This window comes from Nocardioides panacis (assembly GCF_019039255.1).
Taxonomy (GTDB): domain Bacteria; phylum Actinomycetota; class Actinomycetes; order Propionibacteriales; family Nocardioidaceae; genus Nocardioides_B; species Nocardioides_B panacis.
Genome location: NZ_CP077062.1, coordinates 2,238,860 through 2,259,478, shown reverse-complemented (window position 1 = coordinate 2,259,478; position 20,619 = coordinate 2,238,860). Strand labels below are relative to the sequence as shown.

The following is a 20,619-nucleotide window of genomic DNA, read 5'->3' as shown; positions in this document are numbered from 1 at the left end:
CTCATCATGGCTGCTCGTCCATTGGTTTGTTTCGGAAACGTTCGTTTTCCGGCAGGCCAGCTCACTAGTGGAACGTCGACTATTTGGTCAGCTCGTCTTTGAGCTCTCGTCAGTACTGTCTGGTGCCCTGTTGGGGTGTTGGGCGTGGAACCTCGGGGGGGGACGGAGGGGTTGGTCTAGCACACTGTTGGGTCCTGAGGGATCGAGAGTTTTTTCTCGTTTCTTCTGGGCCACCCTTTCCGTGTACTGCCGGGTTGGTCGATGTCTTCGGGTGTCGGTCGGTGCGGTGAGCGCGGGGTGTGGGGGTGGGTCCGCCCGTAATTTGAGAACTACACAGTGAACGCGAGCATCTTTGTAGCAAGACAAGCTACTAAGGGCACATGGTGGATGCCTTGGCACCAAGAGCCGATGAAGGACGTAGGAGCCTGCGATAAGCCCCGGGAAGTTGGCAACCGAGCTGTGATCCGGGGATTTCCGAATGGGGAAACCCAGCTGGAGTCATGTCCAGTTACCTGCCCCTGAACACATAGGGGGTTTGGAGGGAACGTGGGGAAGTGAAACATCTCAGTACCCACAGGAAGAGAAAACAAAAGTGATTCCGAGAGTAGTGGCGAGCGAAATCGGAACAGGCCAAACCTATTGCGTGTGATAGCCGGCAGGCGTTGCGCAGTGGGGGTTGTGGGGCCGTCACGTCAGGACTGCCGTTCTGGCACAGAGTAAGAAACCATCGTTGAAGTTGAAGCGGACTGGAAAGTCCCGGCGTAGAGGGTGATACCCCCCGTACACGTAAGACGATGGCTCTGAGACGTCACCCCAAGTAACACGGAACCCCTGAAATTCCGTGTGAATCTGGCGGGACCACCCGTTAAGCCTAAATACTCCTTGGTGACCGATAGCGGACAAGTACCGTGAGGGAAAGGTGAAAAGTACCCCCTGGCGGGGAGTGAAATAGTACCTGAAACCATGTGCCTACAATCCGTTGGAGCGAGACCTTGTGTCTTGTGACAGCGTGCCTTTTGAAGAATGAGCCTGCGAGTTTGCGTTGTGTGGCGAGGTTAACCCGTGTGGGGAAGCCGTAGCGAAAGCGAGTCCGAATAGGGCGGTTGAGTCGCACGATCAAGACCCGAAGCGGAGTGATCTATCCATGGGCAGGTTGAAGCGCGGGTAAGACCGCGTGGAGGACCGAACCCACCAGGGTTGAAAACCTGGGGGATGACCTGTGGATAGGGGTGAAAGGCCAATCAAACTCCGTGATAGCTGGTTCTCCCCGAAATGCATTTAGGTGCAGCGTCGTGTGTTTCTTGCCGGAGGTAGAGCACTGGATAGTCTAGGGGGCCTACAAGCTTACCGAAATTAGCCAAACTCCGAATGCCGGTAAGTGAGAGCGCGGCAGTGAGACAGTGGGGGATAAGCTCCATTGTCGAGAGGGAAACAGCCCAGACCATCAGCTAAGGTCCCTAAGCGATAACTAAGTGGAAAAGGATGTGGAGTCGCACAGACAACCAGGAGGTTGGCTTAGAAGCAGCCACCCTTGAAAGAGTGCGTAATAGCTCACTGGTCAAGTGATTCCGCGCCGACAATGTAGCGGGGCTCAAGTTATCCACCGAAGCTATGGGATTCACGCAATAGCCCGGCCCCCTTGTGGGGTCCAGGTGTGTGGATCGGTAGGGGAGCGTCGTATGGCGAGCGAAGCAGCGGTGTGAACCAGTTGTGGACGCCATACGAGTGAGAATGCAGGCATGAGTAGCGAATGAGGAGCGAGAAACTCCTCCGCCGAATGATCAAGGGTTCCAGGGTCAAGCTAATCTGCCCTGGGTAAGTCGGGACCTAAGGCGAGGCCGACAGGCGTAGTCGATGGACAACGGGTTGATATTCCCGTACCGGCAAAGTAGCGCCCATGACGAACCTAGTGATGCTAAGTGCCCTAAGCCTTCTAGATCCCTTCGGGGACGTGGAGGTGGAGCGCACGACCCGAACTAGTAGTAGTCAAGCGATGGGGTGACGCAGGAAGGCAGTCCAACCGTGGCGATGGTAGACCACGGCTAAGGATGTAGGGCGAGGGGTAGGCAAATCCGCCTCTCATGTGCCTGAGATCTGATGGGGAGTCCTTTTGGACGAAGTGGATGATCCTATGCTGTCGAGAAAAACCTCTAGCGAGCTATGCGCCGCCCGTACCCCAAACCGACTCAGGTGATCAGGTAGAGAATACTAAGGCGATCGAGTGAACCATGGTTAAGGAACTCGGCAAAATGCCCCCGTAACTTCGGGAGAAGGGGGGGCCGGATTCGTTATAACGCAAGCTGTTAGAAGCGATGATGGCCGCAGAGACCAGGCCCAAGCGACTGTTTACTAAAAACACAGGTCCGTGCTAAGTCGTAAGACGATGTATACGGACTGACTCCTGCCCGGTGCTGGAAGGTTAAGGGGACGTGTTAGTTCTTCGGAGCGAAGCGCAGAACTTAAGCCCCAGTAAACGGCGGTGGTAACTATAACCATCCTAAGGTAGCGAAATTCCTTGTCGGGTAAGTTCCGACCTGCACGAATGGAGTAACGACTTGGGCGCTGTCTCAACCATGGACTCGGCGAAATTGCAGTACGAGTAAAGATGCTCGTTACGCGCGGCAGGACGGAAAGACCCCGGGACCTTTACTACAATTTGGTATTGGTGTTTGGTTCGGCTTGTGTAGGATAGGTGGGAGGCTTTGAAGCGGCGACGCCAGTTGTCGTGGAGCCAACGTTGAAATACCACTCTGGTCGTACTAGATATCTAACCTAGGTCCGTTATCCGGATCAGGGACAGTGCCTGATGGGTAGTTTAACTGGGGCGGTTGCCTCCTAAAATGTAACGGAGGCGCCCAAAGGTTCCCTCAGCCTGGTTGGCAATCAGGTTTCGAGTGTAAGTGCACAAGGGAGCTTGACTGTGAGACAGACATGTCGAGCAGGGACGAAAGTCGGGACTAGTGATCCGGCGCTGGCATGTGGAAGCGGCGTCGCTCAACGGATAAAAGGTACCCCGGGGATAACAGGCTGATCTTCCCCAAGAGTCCATATCGACGGGATGGTTTGGCACCTCGATGTCGGCTCGTCGCATCCTGGGGCTGGAGTAGGTCCCAAGGGTTGGGCTGTTCGCCCATTAAAGCGGCACGCGAGCTGGGTTTAGAACGTCGTGAGACAGTTCGGTCCCTATCCGCCGCGCGCGCAGGAAACTTGAGAAAGGCTGTCCCTAGTACGAGAGGACCGGGATGGACGAACCTCTGGTGTGCCAGTTGTTCCGCCAGGAGCACGGCTGGTTAGCTACGTTCGGAAGTGATAACCGCTGAAAGCATCTAAGCGGGAAGCACGTTTCAAGATGAGGTTTCCCACCGGGTAACCGGGTAAGGCCCCCAGCAGACTACTGGGTTGATAGGCCGGAGGTCGAAGGCAGTAATGTACGGAGCCGACCGGTACTAATAGGCCGAGGGCTTGTCCCTCAAAGATGTTACGCGTTCACTGTGTGGTTCCCGAGTTACGGTCGGGAGCTCGATGATCCCCCCCCCAAGGGGACAGCTCCACCGACACACCCCCAGTATGCGTGGGCGGGTGGCCGGTGCGGGGTGGTCCTTGGGTGGTGTGGGGTCGACGGGCCCTGGCACAACTCCATAGAGTTACGGCGGCCATAGCGAGAGGGAAATACCCGGCTCCATTCCGAACCCGGAAGTCAAGCCTCTCAGCGCCGATGGTACTGCAACCGGGAGGTTGTGGGAGAGTAGGACGTCGCCGGACCACTTTTCCTCGTAGAGGCCACCCCCAGGGGTGGCCTCTACGTGTTTTCCCAGACCTATTGCTTTTTGTATTACCGGTTGTTGCGTCACCGGGGCGCCTGTGGTTCCGGGGCCCGACCCGGCCCGGCCGGCTCGGGTCCTGGCCGGCTCGGCCCCTGACGGCGACCCGGTTCGCGGTGTCGGCCGGGCGGGGTGTTTCCTGGTCCATGTTCGTGCGTTGCCCTTTTCGAGGAGTGTTCCTGATGGCTACCCCCCCGTCCTCCGACCGCGGAACCAGCGGCGACAACCGCGGCGGCGACCGCGGCGACAAGCGCGGCACCCAGCGCGGCTCCCAGCGCGGCGAAAGCAGCAGCAGCGGCGGCAAGCGGGCCGGTGCCGGCTCCGCACGGGGCACCGCCGGCAAGGGCGCCGGCAAGAACACGGGGTCCTCCCGGGGTGCCGGGTCCTCCGCGCGGGGCCGCACCGAGGACCCGCCGTTCTCCCGCTCCCGCACCGAGGGCCGCACCGACCGGCCCACCCGCACCGCCAAGGACGCCGACCCGCGCAGCGGCGCGCGTCCGGAGCGGGGCGGACAGCCGCGTTCGGACGGGCGCGGGAACCGGACCAGCGCCCCGGCCCCCCGGACCCGCGGCGAGAACGGCGAACGCTCCGAGGAACAGGCCCGCTACGACGGCCCCGACCTCGACCCCGAGATCACCGGCAAGGAGCTCGACCACAACATCGCCCAACAGCTGCGCGGCCTGCCCGAGAAGCTCGCCAACCGCGTCGCCCGCCACCTCGTCGCCGCCGGGATGCTCCTCGAGGACGACCCCGAGACCGCCTACGCCCACACCCAGGCCGCCCGCGCCCGCGCCGCCCGCATCGCGGTGGTCCGCGAAGCCTGCGGCGAGGCCGCCTACGCCGCCGGCCACTACACCGAAGCCCTCACCGAGCTCAAAGCCGCCAAACGCCTCAACGGCGCCCAGGACTACCTCCCGGTGATGGCCGACTGCGAACGCGCCCTGGGCCGCCCCGACCGCGCCCTGACCCTGGCCCGCAACCCCGCCGTCGCCAACCTCGAACCCCACCTCAAAGCCGAGATGACCATCGTCGAGGCCGGCGCCCGCCGCGACCAGGGCCAACTCGACGCCGCCCTGCGCACCCTGGAAAACGCCCCACTACGCAACAAGACCCACGCCAACTGGGTCGTCCGCCTCCGCTACGCCTACGCCGACACCCTCCACGCCGCCGGCCGCACCCCCGAAGCCCTCGAATGGTTCCACCGCACCATCGCCATCGACAACGACCACACCACCAACGCCGAACAACGCATCCACGAACTCGAGAACCAGAACAACTGAGGACGAGAGCACCTGTTCTCGAGAACACCTGATCTTGAGAACAGGTGAGCACGAAAGCGCTGGAGCACGGGAACGGCTCAGAACGAGAACGGCTAAAAACGAACGCAGTTGCTGACGAAAGCAGTTGCTGAAGAAGGCAGCTGAGCACGAGAAGAAGTGTGAACGAGATAGGCAGGCCCGGATCCCTGCCTGTGCTCAGTTCCGAAGTCTGTCTGGGTCACGGCTACTCGGCGACGCCTGTGGCTCTGACGGCGCTCACGTTCGCGGACGGCAGTTGCCTGCGGCCGAACGCAGAGGCCAGATGTCGTCCACATCCGCCCGTGCCTGTATGTCGTCCACCGATCCGACACGGTCCGTGGGCGTGCGCCGGCGTCGCGGCGATGCTGGTCGCGGAGGTGGTCACCATGGTCACGAGAACGCCCGACCTGTCCGGCGACGCGACGGACAACACCGTGCAGCTGCACGGACGCGTGTCATCGTCACCAGTGGAGCGGGAGCTCCCGAGTGGCGCGGTCATCGCGACGTTCCGGCTCTCGGTTCCGCGGGCACGGACGCCCATGACGTCCGGGTCCAGCCAGCGCTCGGACTGGGTGGACTGCGTGGCCTGGGCCGCGAAGACACGTCGCACCGTGGGCGGTTGGAGCGTCGGTGACCAGGTCGAGCTGCGAGGTGCCCTGCGTCGACGGTTCTACCGCGCGGGGGAGGGAGCCGGCACCCGGCTCGAGGTTGAGGTGCTCAGCGCGCGGCGTGCGCGCGCTCGGGAACGGCCCGCAGAGTCTCGCGAACGGACCGCAGAGTGAAGCGGCGATGGCGCGGCTGTCCGACAGGAGCCCGCGTGACAGACCGGCCCGGGCGGGCCGAGCGGCGGACCCAGCGCGACGCCTGCCGTGCGACAAGGGCGCCAGCGACGACGAGCCCAGGCACGACGAGCCCAGCGACGACGAGCCCTGCAACGACGAGCCCTGCAACGACGAGCCAAGGGATGACGGTCCGTCGGCTCAGGCGTCGTGCAGGTCGCGCATCACCACACCCATGCGCGGCTTGGGCGCGAACGACGTCGACTTGCGAGGCATGCGCACGCCCGCGGCAGCGGTCTCCATGACCTGGGCCACGGTGGGCGGGTGCACGGCCACCACGATGCCTGGCTGGCGCGCCGTCGTGTGCAGGGCCTGGTCGAGGCTGTGGTGGTAGCCGATCTGCTCCTCGGCGACTCCCCAGGCCGGCAGCAGGACCTCGTGCAGGACCGAGGCGTCGACCGGGCTCGTGCGCTTGGTCCGTAGCACTGCCCAGGCACGTCCGTCGGACACGACGAACGCGACCGAGTCCGCCGACTGCTCGGCGGTGGCCGGGACGAGGGCCGCGAACGCTGCCTCCCGGTCGGGGAACGTCGCGAAGTCGTCGTCCCGGTCCGCGGAGATCTCCGAGACGTCGGCCATCGTCAGGGCGCCGACCGAACGGTGGATCGGGCCGATGTGCAGCGGGTGGTCGCGCTGGTCGACGAGCAGGGCCAGCCCGGAGTCCCAGGGCGAGGTGCCGTCCGGGGCGTCCGGGTCGCGCAGCTCCGCCTGCAGCCGCAGGTAGGCCGCGTAGCGGTGGTGACCGTCGGCGATCAAGGCTTGGGTCCCGGCCAGCTCCACGCCGATCGCATCCACCACCGCGGGGTCCGCGACGGCCCAGAGCCGGTGCACGCTGCCGTCGAGGGCGACGAACTGCGCCGACGGGTCGTCGACGGCCGCGTCGGAGATCAGCGCGCGCAGCCGCTCGGTGCCCTCGTGGACGAGCAGGATCGGCTCGAGGTTCGTCTCGGTGGTGCGCATCAGGACCGTGCGGTCGTCGACCGGGCCGGGCATGACGTCCTCGTGCGGCAGGATCACCCGCTCGTCCTCGGTGCGCAGTCCCGCGAGCCCGATCAGCCCGCGCACGGTCGTGCCGTCGGCGACGTACTCGTAGAGGTACAGCGCCGGGTCGTCGTCGGCGCGCAGGTAGCCCTTCTCGCGCCACTTGAGCAGCCGGGCCCGCACGGCCAGGTAGGGCCGCTCGAACCGCCGTGACAGAATCAGCCGGACGATGTTGCGTCGGTTGGTGGCTTCCAGGTCACGCACGGTGTCCGCGTCGAGCACGTCGTACGGCGGCGAGATGACCGTGCCGAGGTCGCCCACCGTGGCGGGGTCGAAGCGCAGGCCGCGGAACGCGCTCAACGTGAACGGTCGACGGTCCCCTGTTCCCGGAGGGGGAGTCGGGTGGGCGTCGCTGACCATCACCGCATCGTACGAGAGCAGCTCCGGCCCGGTGACACCGAGTCGGCCTCCGAACCATGCCGATCGAATGAAGGAGCACCGGTGCTGACAGGCAGCCAGGGTCCGCTGTGGGACGCCTATGACGTGGCGATGCTGGACCTCGACGGCGTCGTCTACATCGGGCCCGACGCGGTCCCCGGAGCGCCGGAGCACCTCGACGCCGCACGGGACGCCGGCATGCACCTGGCCTACGTCACCAACAACGCCTCCCGGCCCCCGGCCGCGGTCGCCCGGCACCTGCGTGAGCTCGGCGTCGCGGTCGCCGACGACGACGTGGTGACCTCCGCCCAGGCGGCCGCACGGGTGCTCTCCGAGCAGCTCCCCGACGGCTCGGCGGTGTTCGTCATCGGCGGCGAGGGGCTCGAGGTCGCGCTCCGCGAGCAGGGCCTGCGCCCGGTGCAGGACCCCGAGGAGAAGCCCGCCGCCGTCGTCTCCGGCTTCCACGGCGACCTGCGCTGGTCGACGGTGATCGCCGGCGCCATCCTGGTGCGCGACGGGCTGCCGTGGGTGGCCTCCAACACCGACCTGACCGTCCCGACGCCGGCCGGTCCAGGGCCGGGCAACGGCGCGCTCGTCGAGGTGGTCGCCCGGTTCGCGGGACGGCAGCCGGTGGTGGCCGGCAAGCCCGAGGCGCCGCTGTTCGAGGAGACGCTGCGCCGGGTGGGCGGCGAACGGCCGCTGGTGATCGGCGACCGGCTCGACACCGACATCGAGGGAGCCAACAACACCGGGTACGACAGCCTGCTGGTGATGACCGGGGTGACCGGCCTCGAGCAGCTGGTCGCCGCGAAGCCGGCCCTGCGCCCGTCGTACGTCGCAGCAGACCTCGGCGGCCTGGGACGCCGACAGGCCGCGCCGACCACCGACGGTGGCACCGTGGGCGGGGGAGGCTGGAGCGCGACGGTCGTGGACGGCACCGTGCAGGTGACCGGCGGCGGTGAGGACGCGGACGCCTGGTGGCAGGTCGTGGCCACCGCCGCCTGGCAGCACCTCGACACGACCGGCGACGTCGCGGGCGTCTCCGACCTGACCCCGCCGAGTAGCGTGGCCGCCGAGCCCGCCGCCGGCTGACCCCACACCCACAACCGGAAGAGACCGTCGTGAGCGACCACCCGACCCCTCGCCCCATGCCCGGCCCCGGCAGCTTCGGCCAGCGGCGGCCCGACCCGCAGGCTGCCGCTCCCGCGGACGACCCGAGCCAGCCGGCGCAGGAGGTGGCCGACCCCGTTGACGGGGGCGTCGTCGGGGCCACGGGTCACCCGGAGGTCGACGCCGTGCTCGCCTCGCTGGCCGACCTCGACGGGCGCCCGGTCGCCGAGCACGTCAGTGTCTTCGAGGACGCCCACGACCGGCTCCGCGGCGCGCTCGCCGACGCCGGCAACGACCCCGCCGGCGCCTGAGCCGGACGGGAGCCGAGCCGACGTGCCCCGCCGCCTGCGCCTGGACGCCGAGCTGGTCCGCCGCGGACTGGCCCGCTCGCGCGAGCACGCCAGCGAGCTGATCGCGGACAAGCGCGTGAAGGTCGCCGGCGTGGTCGCCACCAAGCCGGCCACCGGCGTGAGCACCGACGTGGCGCTGGTGGTGGTGGCGGACCCGGACCGGCCCGACTACGTCTCCCGCGGCGGCCACAAGCTCGCCGGCGCGCTCGCGGTCTTCGGGCCGCTGGGACTGGAGGTCCGGGGCCGCCGCTGCCTGGACGCCGGGGCCTCCACGGGCGGGTTCACCGACGTCCTGCTGCGGGCCGGCGCGGCGGAGGTGGTCGCCGTCGACGTGGGCTACGGCCAGCTGGCCTGGTCCCTGCAGAGCGACGAGCGGGTCCGGGTCCACGACCGCACGAACATCCGCGAGATGACTCCCGACCTCGTCGGCCACGTCGACGTGGTGGTCGGCGACCTCTCGTTCATCTCCCTCGACCTGGTCCTCGACGCGCTGGTCGGCGTCACCCGCGAGGACGGCGACCTGGCGCTGATGGTCAAGCCGCAGTTCGAGGTGGGCAAGGACAAGGTCGGCAAGGGCGGCGTCGTACGCGACCTCGACCTGCGGACGTCGGCCGTCGTCGGCGTCGCCACGGCCGCCGCCCGGCGAGGCTGGGGGGCCCGCGCGGTCACCACCAGCCCGCTGCCCGGGCCGTCGGGCAACGTCGAGTTCTTCCTGTGGCTGCGCAAGGGGCCGGCGACCGTGGGGGAGAGCGAGATCGACGCCGAGGTACGCCGCACCGCCGACCTGGGGGCCCCCGGTGAGAGGGTGGTCCCGTGACCTCATCGGAGACCCAGGACGTCCGCCGCGTGCTGGTGATCGCGCACACCGGCCGGGAGGCGGCCCGGGACGTGGCTGCGCAGTTCTGCCGGTCCCTGCACGCGCACGGCATCCTGCTGCGCCTGCTCGAGGACGAGGCCGACGACCTGGACCTCGGGATCGAGGGCGTCGAGGTCGTGAAGGCGACCGCCGAGGCCGGCGCGGACTGCGAGCTCGCGGTGGTGATCGGGGGCGACGGCACGATCCTGCGCGCCGCCGAGCTGGCCCGCGAGTGCGGTACGCCGCTGCTCGGCGTGAACCTCGGGCACGTCGGGTTCCTCGCGGAGGCCGAGTCCGACGACGTCGACATCACCATCGACGCGATCGTGCACCGCCGCTACACCGCCGAGGAGCGGCTCACCATCGACGTGTCGGTCTACCACGACAAGGAGCTGGTCGCCTCGACCTGGGCGCTCAACGAGGCCAGCGTCGAGAAGGCGGCTCGCGAGCGGATGATCGAGGTCGTCGTCGAGGTCGACGGGCGGCCGCTGTCCCGGTGGGGCTGCGACGGCGTCGTGTGCGCCACCCCGACGGGGTCGACCGCCTACAACTTCAGCGCCGGCGGCCCGATCGTCTGGCCCGGTGTCGAGGCGCTGCTGCTGGTGCCGATCAGCGCCCACGCGCTGTTCGCCCGGCCGCTCGTGGTCGCGCCCTCCTCGGTCCTCGCGGTCGAGGTGATCGCCCGCACAGACGGCTCCGGCGTGCTGTGGTGCGACGGCCGGCGGACCGTCGAGCTGCCCCCGGGCGCGCGCATCGAGGTCCGCCGCGGACGCGTGCCGGTCCGCCTGGTCCGGCTGCACCAGGCCCCGTTCACCGACCGGCTGGTCGCCAAGTTCGACCTCCCGGTCGCCGGCTGGCGCGGTGCGGCGGAGCGCCGGCGCCGCAGCGAGAACGGCGACGGAGGGGCGCACCGTGCTTGAGGAGCTGCGGATCAGCTCGCTGGGCGTCATCGAGGAGTCGGTGCTCGAGCTCGGTCCCGGGTTCACCGCGATCACCGGCGAGACCGGTGCCGGCAAGACGATGGTCGTGACCGCGCTGGGCCTGCTGCTCGGCGGGCGCGCGGACTCCGGCGCCGTACGCACGGGGGCGACGTCGGCCCGCGTCGAGGGCCTGGTCCGTTCGGACTCGCCGGCCCTGGCGGCGGCCGTCGACGCGGTCGGCGGGGAGGTCGAGGACGGCCGGCTGGTGCTGGCCCGGCAGATCTCCGCCGAGGGCCGGTCCCGCGCGTTCGCCGGCGGCGCCGCCCTCCCGGTCTCCGCCCTCGCGGCGCTCGCCGACCCGCTGGTGGCGGTGCACGGGCAGTCCGACCAGCACCGGTTGCTCCGCCCGGCGGCGCAGCGCGACGCCCTCGACAGCTTCGCCGGCGCCAAGGCGCTCAAGCTTCGGGCCCGGTTCGGCGAGCGGTACGCCGCCCTGCGGGCCACCGAGGCCGAGCTCGCCGACGTCGTCGAGTCGGCCCGCGAGCGGGCCCGGGAGGCCGACCTGCTGCGCTTCGGGCTCGGGGAGGTCGAGGAGGTCGACCCACAGCCCGGCGAGGAGGTCGCGCTGGCCGCCGAGGAGTCCCGGCTCGGCTTCGCCGACACCCTGCGGGCCGCCGCCGAGCAGGCCCGGGAGTGCCTGTCCGCGGAGGACGGTGGTCCCGACGCGCTGGGCACGGTCTCCGCCGCCCGCAAGCTGCTCGACGGCGTGCGCGAGCACGACCCGGACGCGGCCGGGCTGGCCGACCGCCTGGCGGAGATCAGCTACCTGCTCTCCGACGTGGCCGCCGACGTGGCGTCGTACGCCAGCGGCCTGGACACCGACCCGGCCCGGCTGGCCGCGGTCTCCGAACGACGCGCGGCCCTGGTCGCGCTGACCCGCAAGTACGGCGAGACGATCGAGGACGTGCTGGCCTGGTCGGAGCACTCCGCGGTCCGGCTGCTCGAGCTGGACAACACCGACGAGCGGATCGTGGAGCTCCGGGACCAGCGCGACGGGATCCGGGGCGAGCTCGCCACCCTGGGCGCCGACCTCACCGCGGCCCGGACCAAGGCGGCCACCGCGCTCGGGCGGCTGGTGACCGGCGAGCTGGGCTCGCTGGCGATGCCGCACGCGACGCTCACCGTCACCGTCTCCCAGGGCGAGGACGCGCACGGGCTCCCGGTGGGGGACCGGACCCTGCGCTTCGGGCCCACCGGGCTCGACGACGTGGAGCTGCTGCTGGCCGCCAACCGGGGCGCCGAGCCGCGGCCGCTCGGCAAGGGCGCCTCCGGCGGCGAGCTCTCCCGGGTGATGCTGGGCGTGGAGGTCGCGCTCGCGGCGACCGACCCGGTGCCGACCTTCGTCTTCGACGAGGTGGACGCCGGGGTCGGGGGCAAGGCGGCGGTCGAGGTCGGCCGGCGGCTGGCGATGCTGGCCCGGCACGCCCAGGTCCTGGTCGTCACGCACCTGCCCCAGGTCGCGGCCTTCGCCGACCGGCACGTCGTGGTGGTCAAGAGCGACGACGGCACGGTGACCTCGTCCGGGCTGACCGTCCTGGACGACGAGGCGCGGGTCCGCGAGCTGTCCCGGATGCTGGCCGGCCAGGAGGACTCCGACACCGCGATGGCGCACGCCGAGGAGCTCCTGGCGGCCGCGCAGGTCACCCGCGCCGCGGACTGAACCCGTCCGAACCGGACGATCCAGTCGTCTCGGTCACACACCCGGCAGCCTCCCGGGTTCTGTTGCCGCTGCGTGTCAGGATGTTCGGGCCATGAAATTCCCCTCTCGCCACACTGCTGTCCAAGGCCTGCCCGGGGTCACTGGCACCGTCCGGCTCGACCGTCGGACCTCCTCCCTCCTGCGCCGCCTGCGGCCCGGTGACGTCGCCGTCGTGGACCACCTCGACCTCGACCGGGCGACCGCCGAGGCGCTGGTCGACTGCGGTGTGGTCGCCGTCGTGAACGCCTCGAGCTTCATCTCCGGCCGCTACCCGAACCTCGGGCCCGAGCTGCTGGCCCGCTCCGGCGTGCTGATGCTCGACGAGGTCGGCACCGACGTGTTCACCCGGCTGCGCGACGGCAGCACGGTGCGGCTGCACGAGGGCGAGGTGTACGTCGGCGACGAGAACGTGGCCAGCGGTCACGAGCTCGGCGCCGAGGAGATCGGCACGCTGATGGAGGACGCCCGCAGCGGGTTGTCCACGCAGCTGCAGAGCTTCACCCACAACACCACCGAGTTCCTGCGCCGCGAGCAGGAGCTGCTGCTGCACGGCCAGGGCGTCCCGCAGACCCGCACCGTGATCGAGCGCCGTCCGGTCGTCGTGGTCGTCCGCGGCTACGACTACCGCGAGGACCTGCGCGGCCTCAAGCGGTTCATCCGCGAGCAACGTCCGGTCCTGGTCGGGGTGGACGCCGGCGCAGACGCGCTGATCGCGGCGGGGCACCGCCCGGACATCGTCGTGGTCGGCGAGGGGGGGCTGGCCCAGGGCACCCAGTCGGGCGACAGCGGCGCGGCCGTCTCCGACAAGGCCCTGCGTACGTCGCGGGAGATCGTCCTGCACGCCGACCGCTCCGGGCGGGCGCTCGGCGGTGACCGGCTCGACCGGCTCGGCGTGCGGCACCAGACGCTGTCGGCCTCCGGCACCAGCGAGGACGTCGCGCTGCTGCTCGCCGACGTGCGCGGCGCCAGCCTGATCATCGCGGTGGGCACCCACGCCACCCTCGACGAGTTCCTGGACCGTCAGCGCTCCGGCCTCGCGAGCACCTTCCTGACCCGCCTCCGGGTGGGTCCCAAGCTGGTGGACGCCAAGGGCATCCCGCAGCTCTACGCCGGCCGGGTGCGGGTGTGGCACCTCGTGCTCGTGCTCCTCGCCGGTCTGCTCGCCCTGGGAGTCGCGATCGCCGCGACCCCGGTCGGCGGCGACTGGTGGTCGTCGATCGGCGGCGCGCTGTCCGACGTACTCGACTGGATCCAAGGACTCTTCACGTGATCTCTTTCCGCTACCACATCGTCTCGATCGTCTCGGTCTTCCTCGCGCTCGCCATCGGCGTCGCGCTGGGCGGGGGACCGCTGAAGGGCGAGGTGGACAACACGCTGGTCGACCAGGTGAAGACCGACCGCCAGACGAAGGCCGACCTGGAGGCGCAGATCACCGGCCTGCGCAGCAGCAACACCTTCACCGACGAGTTCGCCACCACGGTCGCCCCCGGGCTGATCGGCGACACGCTGAAGGGCCGGGCGGTGACGCTCGTCGTGCTGCCCACCGCCCAGCAGTCCGACGTCACGGCGCTCAAGGACCTGGTCGGGGTGGCCGGCGGCAGCGTCGGCGGCACCATGCGGATCGGCACCCAGCTGGTGGACGCCGGGAACAAGCAGCTCGTCGACGAGCTGGGCAACCAGCTCGAGGGCCGGGCCACCGACGTCACCATCCCCTCGGACGCCAGCCCCTACGAGCGGATCGGCGCGCTGATCGCGCGGGCGATCGGCACCGACTACAACGGCGGCAAGGAGGTCGACGGACCGGCGACCAGCATCCTGGCCGGCCTGAGCACCACCAGCCTGATGTCCAGCGAGGACAAGCTGACCCGCCGGGGCAGCCTGGTGCTGTTCGTGACCGGGCCGGGCCAGGGCAGCGCCGAGGAGCAGCAGGGCGCGGCCACCATCGTGAACACCCTGGTCCAGGCCGTGGACTCCGCGACCGACGGCGTCGTGCTCGCCGGGCCGGTCGCCTCGGCCCGCGCGGACGGTCAGGTCAAGGCGGTCCGCGACGACGTGACCGCGGCCCGTGAGGTGTCCACGGTCGACTCGCTGGGCCGCACCGCCGGGCAGGTCGTCACCGTGATGGCGCTCGCCGGGCAGGCCGCCGGCCGGACCGGCCAGTACGGCGCGATCGACGCCGCCGACGGCGCGATGCCCGGCGCCGAGGGCGGAACCGACTGATCTTCGGCGTGGTTTTCGGTAGATCGCCCGGTCGTTGGTAGGCTAGAACCCCGTGGACGGCCGTTCACCTTTCTACTGATCCGGCCGCCTCGATCAACCCACATCCGGGATCGACCACGGGAGTTCACTTGGCCGCGTCGCAGCCGACCAAGCACGTATTCGTCACCGGAGGCGTCGCCTCCTCACTGGGCAAGGGCCTCACCGCCTCGTCTCTGGGCAGCCTGCTGAAGTCCCGCGGTCTGCGGGTCACCATGCAGAAGCTCGACCCCTACCTCAACGTCGACCCGGGGACGATGAACCCGTTCCAGCACGGCGAGGTGTTCGTCACCAACGACGGCGCCGAGACCGACCTGGACATCGGGCACTACGAGCGGTTCCTGGACACCGACCTGGCCGGCATCGCCAACGTGACGACCGGCCAGGTGTACTCCCAGGTGATCGCCAAGGAGCGTCGCGGCGACTACCTCGGGGACACCGTCCAGGTGATCCCGCACATCACCAACGAGATCAAGGACCGGGTCCGCGCGATGGCCGGACCGGACGTCGACGTGGTGATCACCGAGATCGGCGGCACCGTCGGCGACATCGAGTCGCTGCCGTTCCTCGAGGCGGCCCGCCAGGTCCGCCACGACGTGGGCCGCGACAACGTGTTCTTTCTGCACGTCTCGCTGGTGCCCTACATCGGGCCCTCCGGCGAGCTGAAGACCAAGCCGACCCAGCACTCGGTCGCCGCGCTGCGCTCCATCGGCCTGCAGCCCGACGCGATCGTGTGCCGCTCGGACCGGCCGATCCCGGACTCCATGGAAGCGCAAGATCTCGCTGATGTGCGACGTGGACAACGAGGCGGTCGTGAACGCCCCCGACGCCCCGTCGATCTACGACATCCCCAAAGTGCTGCACAGCGAGGGCCTCGACGCGTACGTCGTACGGCGGCTCAACCTGCCGTTCCGGGACGTGGACTGGACGGTGTGGGACGAGCTGCTGCGCGTCGTGCACCACCCGGCGGAGGAGGTCACCGTCGCGCTGGTCGGCAAGTACGTCGACCTGCCGGACGCCTACCTCTCGGTCGCGGAGGCGCTGCGGGCCGGCGGCTTCGCCCACGAGGCCAAGGTCAAGCTGGTGTGGGTGCCGTCCGACGAGTGCCAGACGCGGGAGGGCGCGGCCCGGCACCTCAGCGAGGTGGACGCGGTCTGCGTGCCCGGCGGCTTCGGGATCCGCGGCATCGAGGGCAAGGTCGGTGCGCTGGAGTACGCCCGCACGCACGGCATCCCCACCCTGGGGCTGTGCCTCGGGCTGCAGTGCATGGTGATCGAGTACGCCCGGAACGAGGCGGGCATCGCCGGCGCCGACTCCACCGAGTTCCACACCGGCTGCGAGGAGCCGGTCATCGCGACGATGGCCGAGCAGGAGCAGTTCGTCGAGGGCGCGGGCGACCTGGGCGGCACGATGCGGCTGGGCCTCTACCCGGCCGAGCTGCGCGAGGGCTCGGTCGTGCGGGAGACCTACGGCGAGGCCAAGGTCGAGGAGCGGCACCGGCACCGCTACGAGGTCAACAACCGCTACCGCGACCGTCTCGAGGAGGCCGGCCTGGTCTTCTCGGGCACCTCCCCGGACAACAGCCTGGTCGAGTTCGTCGAGCTGCCCCGGGACGTGCACCCCTACTACGTCGCCACCCAGGCGCACCCCGAGCTGCGCTCCCGGCCGACCCGGCCGCACCCGCTGTTCGCCGGCCTGGTGGAGGCCGCGATCACCCGGCAGCGCGAGCTCCGGTTCCCGCTCGACGAGTCGGCGCTGCGCCGCCGGAACGCCGAGACCGACGCGGACCACATGGACCCCGTGGAGCGCCCGGCGCAGAGCACCGTCTGATGGCGGCCGACCGTCCCGAGTCCTGGCCGGTGCACGAGGTCGAGCGGATCTGGCAGGGCGCCGCGCCCTTCTCGGTCCGGCGCGACGTGATCTCGGCGCCCCACCACCCCGAGGAGCGGTTCGGCCGGCTGGTGCTCGAGCACCCGGGCGCCGCGGTGATCCTCGCGGTCGACGAGGACGAGCGGGTGCTGGTGCTGCACCAGTACCGCCACCCCGCCCTGATGCGCTTCGTCGAGCTGCCGGCCGGGCTGCTCGACGTCGCGGGGGAGGACCCGGTGGAGGCCGCCCGGCGCGAGCTCCAGGAGGAGGCGCTGCTGCTCGCCAAGACCTGGACGCACCTGTTCACCACCTACTCCTCGCCGGGGCTGTCCAGCGAGAGGATCGCCTACTACCTGGCGCAGGACCTCGCACCGGCGCCGGACCGCGGCGGCTTCGAGCCGGCCCACGAGGAGGCCGACATGACCACCGGGTGGGTGCCCGTGGACGAGCTGATCGAGGGCGTGCGGACCGGGACGATCACCGACGGGCCGACGGCCCAGGCGCTGCTCGGCTACGCGCTGTTCCACCGCTGAGGCGACGTACCCGCGGGTAGCCCACCCCCTGTCGGGGGGTGTCGCGAAGGTCATACACTCGGGCGCGTCCGCCACGACGGAGTGGTGGTCTCCCAGCGAGAGGAACCCTGGTCGATGAAGGTCGGCGTCCCGAAGGAAGTCAAGAACCACGAGTACCGCGTGGCGCTCACCCCGATCGGGGTCCACGAGCTCGTCCAGCACGGTCACGAGGTCCACGTCGAGGCCGAGGCCGGCGTCGGCTCGTCGATCCCCGACGCGGAGTACGTCGCCGCGGGCGCCAAGATGCTGCCCGGCGCCGACGACGTGTGGGACTCCGCCGACATGATCCTCAAGGTGAAGGAGCCGGTCGCGGAGGAGTACTCCCGGCTGCGCGAGGGCCAGACCCTTTTCACCTACCTGCACCTCGCGGCCGACCGGCCGCTGACCGAGGAGCTGGTCGCCCGGCGGGTCACTGCGGTGGCCTACGAGACCGTGCAGCTGCCCTCGGGCTCGCTGCCGCTGCTCTACCCGATGTCCGAGGTGGCCGGCTGCCTGGCCCCGCAGGTCGGCGCGCACTCGCTGATGAAGGCCGAGGGCGGCCGCGGCGTGCTCCTCGGCGGCGTCGGCGGGGTCGCGAACGCCAAGGTCGTGGTGATCGGCGCGGGTGTCTCGGGGCAGAACGCCGCCAACATCGCGCTCGGCATGGGCGCGGACGTGACGCTGCTGGACACCGACCTGGACAAGCTGCGGATGTCCTTCTGGCGCTACGACAACCGGGTCCACGGGCTCGCATCCTCGCAGCTGACCATCCAGCAGCAGGTCATCGAGGCCGACCTGGTGATCGGCGCGGTGCTGATCCCGGGCGCCAAGGCCCCCAAGCTGGTCAGCAACGACCTGGTCGCGCAGATGAAGCCGGGCTCGGTGCTCGTCGACATCGCGGTGGACCAGGGCGGCTGCTTCGAGGACACCCACGCGACCACGCACGCCGACCCGACGTACACCGTCCACAACTCGGTGTTCTACTGCGTCGCGAACATGCCCGGCGCGGTGCCGAACACCTCGACCTACGCGCTCACCAACGCGACGCTGCCCTACGTGGTGGCGCTGGCCAACAAGGGCTGGGAGCAGGCGCTGCGCGACGACCACTCGCTGGCGCTGGGCCTGAACACGCACGCCGGCTCGCTGACCAACGCCCCCGTCGCCGAGGCGCACGGGATGGCCAGCGTCTCGCTGGAGAGCGTGCTCGGCTGAGGGGACGAGGCGCGTGACGTCCACCGGGTCGGCCGCCGGGGCGTCGTCCGGGCGATCTGCTGGGCCGGGCGAGGTGGTGCGGGCGGTCCGCACCTACCTCGACCACCTGGTGGTGGAGCGCGGGCTGGCCGACAACACCCTGAAGTCCTACCGGCGCGACCTGCGGCGGTACGCCGGCTGGCTGGCCGATCGGGGAGTCGAGGGCTTCGACGGCGTGCGCGAGGAGACCGTGACGGAGTTCCTGGTCGCCCTGCGCGAGGGCGACCAGGACCATCCGCCGCTGAGCGCGGGATCCGCCGCGCGCACCGTCGTCGCGGTGCGCGGCTTCCACCGGTTCGCGGTGCGCGAGGGGCTCACGCAGGTCGATCCGTCCGCCGCCGTACGCCCGCCGGCGCCGGCCAAGCGGCTGCCCAAGGCGCTGCCGCTCTCCGACATCGAGCGGATCCTGGAGGCGGCCGGCGCGCCGGGCACCGCGCTGGCGCTGCGGGACCGGGCGCTGCTGGAGGTGCTCTACGGCACCGGGGCCCGGATCTCCGAGGCGGTCGGTCTCGACCTCGACGACCTGGACCTCGAGCAGGGCTCGGTGCTGCTGCGTGGCAAGGGCGGCAAGGAGCGGATGGTCCCGGTCGGCTCCTACGCCCGCGAGGCCGTCAACGCCTACCTCGTCCGCGGCCGCCCGGAGCTGTCCTCGGTAGGCCACGGGCTGCCGGCGATGTTCCTCAACGCGCGCGGCGGGCGGCTCTCGCGGCAGAGCGCCTGGACCGTGCTGGTCCGGGCGGCCGAGCGGGCCGGCGTCCCCGCGGAGGTGTCGCCGCACACGCTGCGGCACTCGTTCGCCACCCACCTGCTCGACGGCGGCGCCGACGTCCGGGTGGTCCAGGAGCTGCTCGGGCACGCGTCGGTGACCACCACGCAGGTGTACACCCTGGTCACCGTGGACAGCCTGCGCGAGGTGTATGCCACCGCGCACCCGCGCGCCCTGTCCTGACCCCGCGGAGACCTCGCCGGCGCCCCGAGAAGCGTGCGATGTCGGGGGAAACTGTGCACAGAGTTGTACACAGGCGGCCGCTGCCTGTGTACGGCGCGCCTGCGCCGTACACACCTTGTCCCCAGATGTACTGGGATCGCACCGTCGTCGACCGATCCGGTTGTAGGTCGCGAGACGTCACCCGTAGAGTCGCCGCGTTGCGCGCGACAAACCGATGAGTCGACTTTTGCGCAGCGAGGCCAGACGAGAGGCACCCGCGTGAACGACTTCGGCTCCAGGCACCCGTTCGGCGGCCCGGGCACACCGGGCAGCAGCGCCTCGGAGATGCCACCCCTGATGCCGGCCGGTCGTCCGCAGGTCCCCGGCCACCCCCACCCCGCCCCGTCCGCAGGAGGACCCGACCGCGTGAGCGACCCGATCCCGTTCCGACGTCCGATGCCCTCCGCCGACGGCGACCAGGCCGACGAGCTGCACGCCGCCGACCCGGTCCCCGACGACCGGCTGACCGGGGACCTCGCCGCCGCCGAGGTCCCGATCGGCCCCACCGGCCGCCCGATGCCCGTGCTGCCCGAGCCGCGGCCGATCAGCATCCACGGCAACGCCCGCGTCATCTCGATGTGCAACCAGAAGGGTGGCGTCGGCAAGACCACGACGACCATCAACCTCGGTGCCGCGCTGGCGGAGTTCGGCCGCAAGGTGCTGCTCGTCGACTTCGACCCGCAGGGCTCGCTCTCGGTCGGGCTGGGCCTGAACCCGCACGACATGGAGCTGTCGATCTACAACCTGCTGATGCAGCGGGACGTGACCCTCGACGAGGTCATCGTGCCCACCAACGTGCCCGGCATGGACCTGCTGCCCTCGAACATCGACCTGTCGGCCGCCGAGGTGCAGCTGGTCCAGGAGGTCGCCCGCGAGCAGACCCTGCAGCGCGTGCTGCAGCCGGCCATCGCGGAGTACGACGTCATCCTGATCGACTGCCAGCCCTCGCTCGGCCTGCTGACGGTGAACGCGCTGACCGCCTCCGACGGGGTCCTGGTGCCCCTGGAGTGCGAGTACTTCGCGCTGCGCGGCGTCGCGCTGCTCAAGACCACCATCGACAAGGTCACCGAGCGGCTCAACCCGAAGCTCAAGATCGACGGCGTCCTCGGCACCATGTACGACGGACGCACGCTGCACGGCCGCGAGGTGATGGAGCGACTGGTCCAGGCGTGGGGCGACACCGTGTTCCACACCGTGATCCGGCGGACCGTGAAGTTCTCCGACTCCACCGTCGCCGGCGAGCCGATCACCACCTACGCCTCGTCCTCGGCCGGTGCCGAGAGCTACCGGCAGCTCGCCAAGGAGGTGCTCGCGCGGTGTCTCGACGAGTGA

At 69.8% G+C, this 20,619-nt stretch carries 14 protein-coding genes, 2 rRNA genes and 1 pseudogene; 16 read left to right on the top strand and 1 reads right to left on the bottom strand.

The features are described from left to right. Positions 1-360: 360 nt before the first annotated feature. From KRR39_RS10965 to KRR39_RS10950, 4 genes are all read left to right on the top strand, one after another. Positions 361-3,470 (top strand): 23S ribosomal RNA (locus KRR39_RS10965). A gap of 175 nt (positions 3,471-3,645) precedes the next feature. Further along, a 5S ribosomal RNA gene (gene rrf / locus KRR39_RS10960) occupies positions 3,646-3,762 on the top strand. Between the two features lie 241 nt (positions 3,763-4,003). Next, on the top strand, positions 4,004-5,101 hold the full coding sequence (locus KRR39_RS24710; protein ID WP_254185666.1) for a tetratricopeptide repeat protein: 1,098 nt from the start codon (positions 4,004-4,006) through the stop codon (positions 5,099-5,101). Between the two features lie 380 nt (positions 5,102-5,481). After that, entirely contained in the window at positions 5,482-5,901 is a 420-nt protein-coding gene (locus KRR39_RS10950) for a single-stranded DNA-binding protein (RefSeq protein ID WP_367303722.1), read from the top strand. 198 nt (positions 5,902-6,099) lie between these two features. On the opposite strand, the gene KRR39_RS10945 is transcribed toward KRR39_RS10950, so the two are convergent. Next, entirely contained in the window at positions 6,100-7,359 is a 1,260-nt protein-coding gene (locus tag KRR39_RS10945) for a DUF1015 family protein (protein ID WP_216942044.1), read from the bottom strand. A gap of 81 nt (positions 7,360-7,440) precedes the next feature. Between KRR39_RS10945 and KRR39_RS10940 the strand changes: the two genes are divergently transcribed. The 12 genes and pseudogenes from KRR39_RS10940 to KRR39_RS10885 all read left to right on the top strand — a co-directional run bounded on the left by KRR39_RS10940 (position 7,441) and on the right by KRR39_RS10885 (position 20,619). Beyond that, positions 7,441-8,469: an HAD-IIA family hydrolase gene (locus tag KRR39_RS10940; RefSeq protein ID WP_254185665.1), complete on the top strand. Its 1,029-nt coding sequence runs from the start codon at positions 7,441-7,443 to the stop codon at positions 8,467-8,469. Between the two features lie 29 nt (positions 8,470-8,498). Next, the gene (locus tag KRR39_RS10935; RefSeq protein WP_216942043.1) at positions 8,499-8,798 is read left to right on the top strand and encodes a hypothetical protein; all 300 of its coding nucleotides are present in this window, start codon (positions 8,499-8,501) and stop codon (positions 8,796-8,798) included. A gap of 22 nt (positions 8,799-8,820) precedes the next feature. Then, entirely contained in the window at positions 8,821-9,654 is an 834-nt protein-coding gene (locus KRR39_RS10930) for a TlyA family RNA methyltransferase (protein ID WP_216942042.1), read from the top strand. Beyond that, positions 9,651-10,613 (top strand): NAD kinase, encoded by a 963-nt coding sequence (locus KRR39_RS10925; protein WP_216942041.1) that lies wholly within the window; start codon positions 9,651-9,653, stop codon positions 10,611-10,613. The genes KRR39_RS10930 and KRR39_RS10925 overlap by 4 nt, the downstream gene beginning before the upstream one ends. After that, positions 10,606-12,333, top strand: a complete 1,728-nt coding sequence (gene recN / locus KRR39_RS10920; RefSeq protein ID WP_216942040.1) for a DNA repair protein RecN — start codon at positions 10,606-10,608, stop codon at positions 12,331-12,333. The genes KRR39_RS10925 and recN overlap by 8 nt, the downstream gene beginning before the upstream one ends. Before the next feature lie 91 nt (positions 12,334-12,424). Continuing rightward, complete coding sequence (steA, locus tag KRR39_RS10915; RefSeq protein ID WP_216942039.1) at positions 12,425-13,642, top strand: putative cytokinetic ring protein SteA; 1,218 nt, start codon at positions 12,425-12,427, stop codon at positions 13,640-13,642. After that, the gene (locus KRR39_RS10910; RefSeq protein ID WP_216942038.1) at positions 13,639-14,592 is read left to right on the top strand and encodes a copper transporter; all 954 of its coding nucleotides are present in this window, start codon (positions 13,639-13,641) and stop codon (positions 14,590-14,592) included. The genes steA and KRR39_RS10910 overlap by 4 nt, the downstream gene beginning before the upstream one ends. Before the next feature lie 128 nt (positions 14,593-14,720). Continuing rightward, positions 14,721-16,458 (top strand): annotated as a pseudogene (gene pyrG / locus KRR39_RS10905) (CTP synthase). Next, complete coding sequence (locus KRR39_RS10900; protein ID WP_216942037.1) at positions 16,458-17,030, top strand: NUDIX domain-containing protein; 573 nt, start codon at positions 16,458-16,460, stop codon at positions 17,028-17,030. Before pyrG ends, KRR39_RS10900 begins: the two are co-directional and overlap by 1 nt. A 114-nt stretch (positions 17,031-17,144) precedes the next feature. Then, positions 17,145-18,260 (top strand): alanine dehydrogenase, encoded by a 1,116-nt coding sequence (gene ald, locus KRR39_RS10895; RefSeq protein ID WP_216942036.1) that lies wholly within the window; start codon positions 17,145-17,147, stop codon positions 18,258-18,260. Positions 18,261-18,333: 73 nt separating this feature from the next. Further along, positions 18,334-19,248 (top strand): site-specific tyrosine recombinase XerD, encoded by a 915-nt coding sequence (xerD, locus tag KRR39_RS10890; RefSeq protein WP_216942532.1) that lies wholly within the window; start codon positions 18,334-18,336, stop codon positions 19,246-19,248. Positions 19,249-19,683: 435 nt separating this feature from the next. Further along, positions 19,684-20,619 (top strand): ParA family protein, encoded by a 936-nt coding sequence (locus KRR39_RS10885; RefSeq protein WP_216942531.1) that lies wholly within the window; start codon positions 19,684-19,686, stop codon positions 20,617-20,619.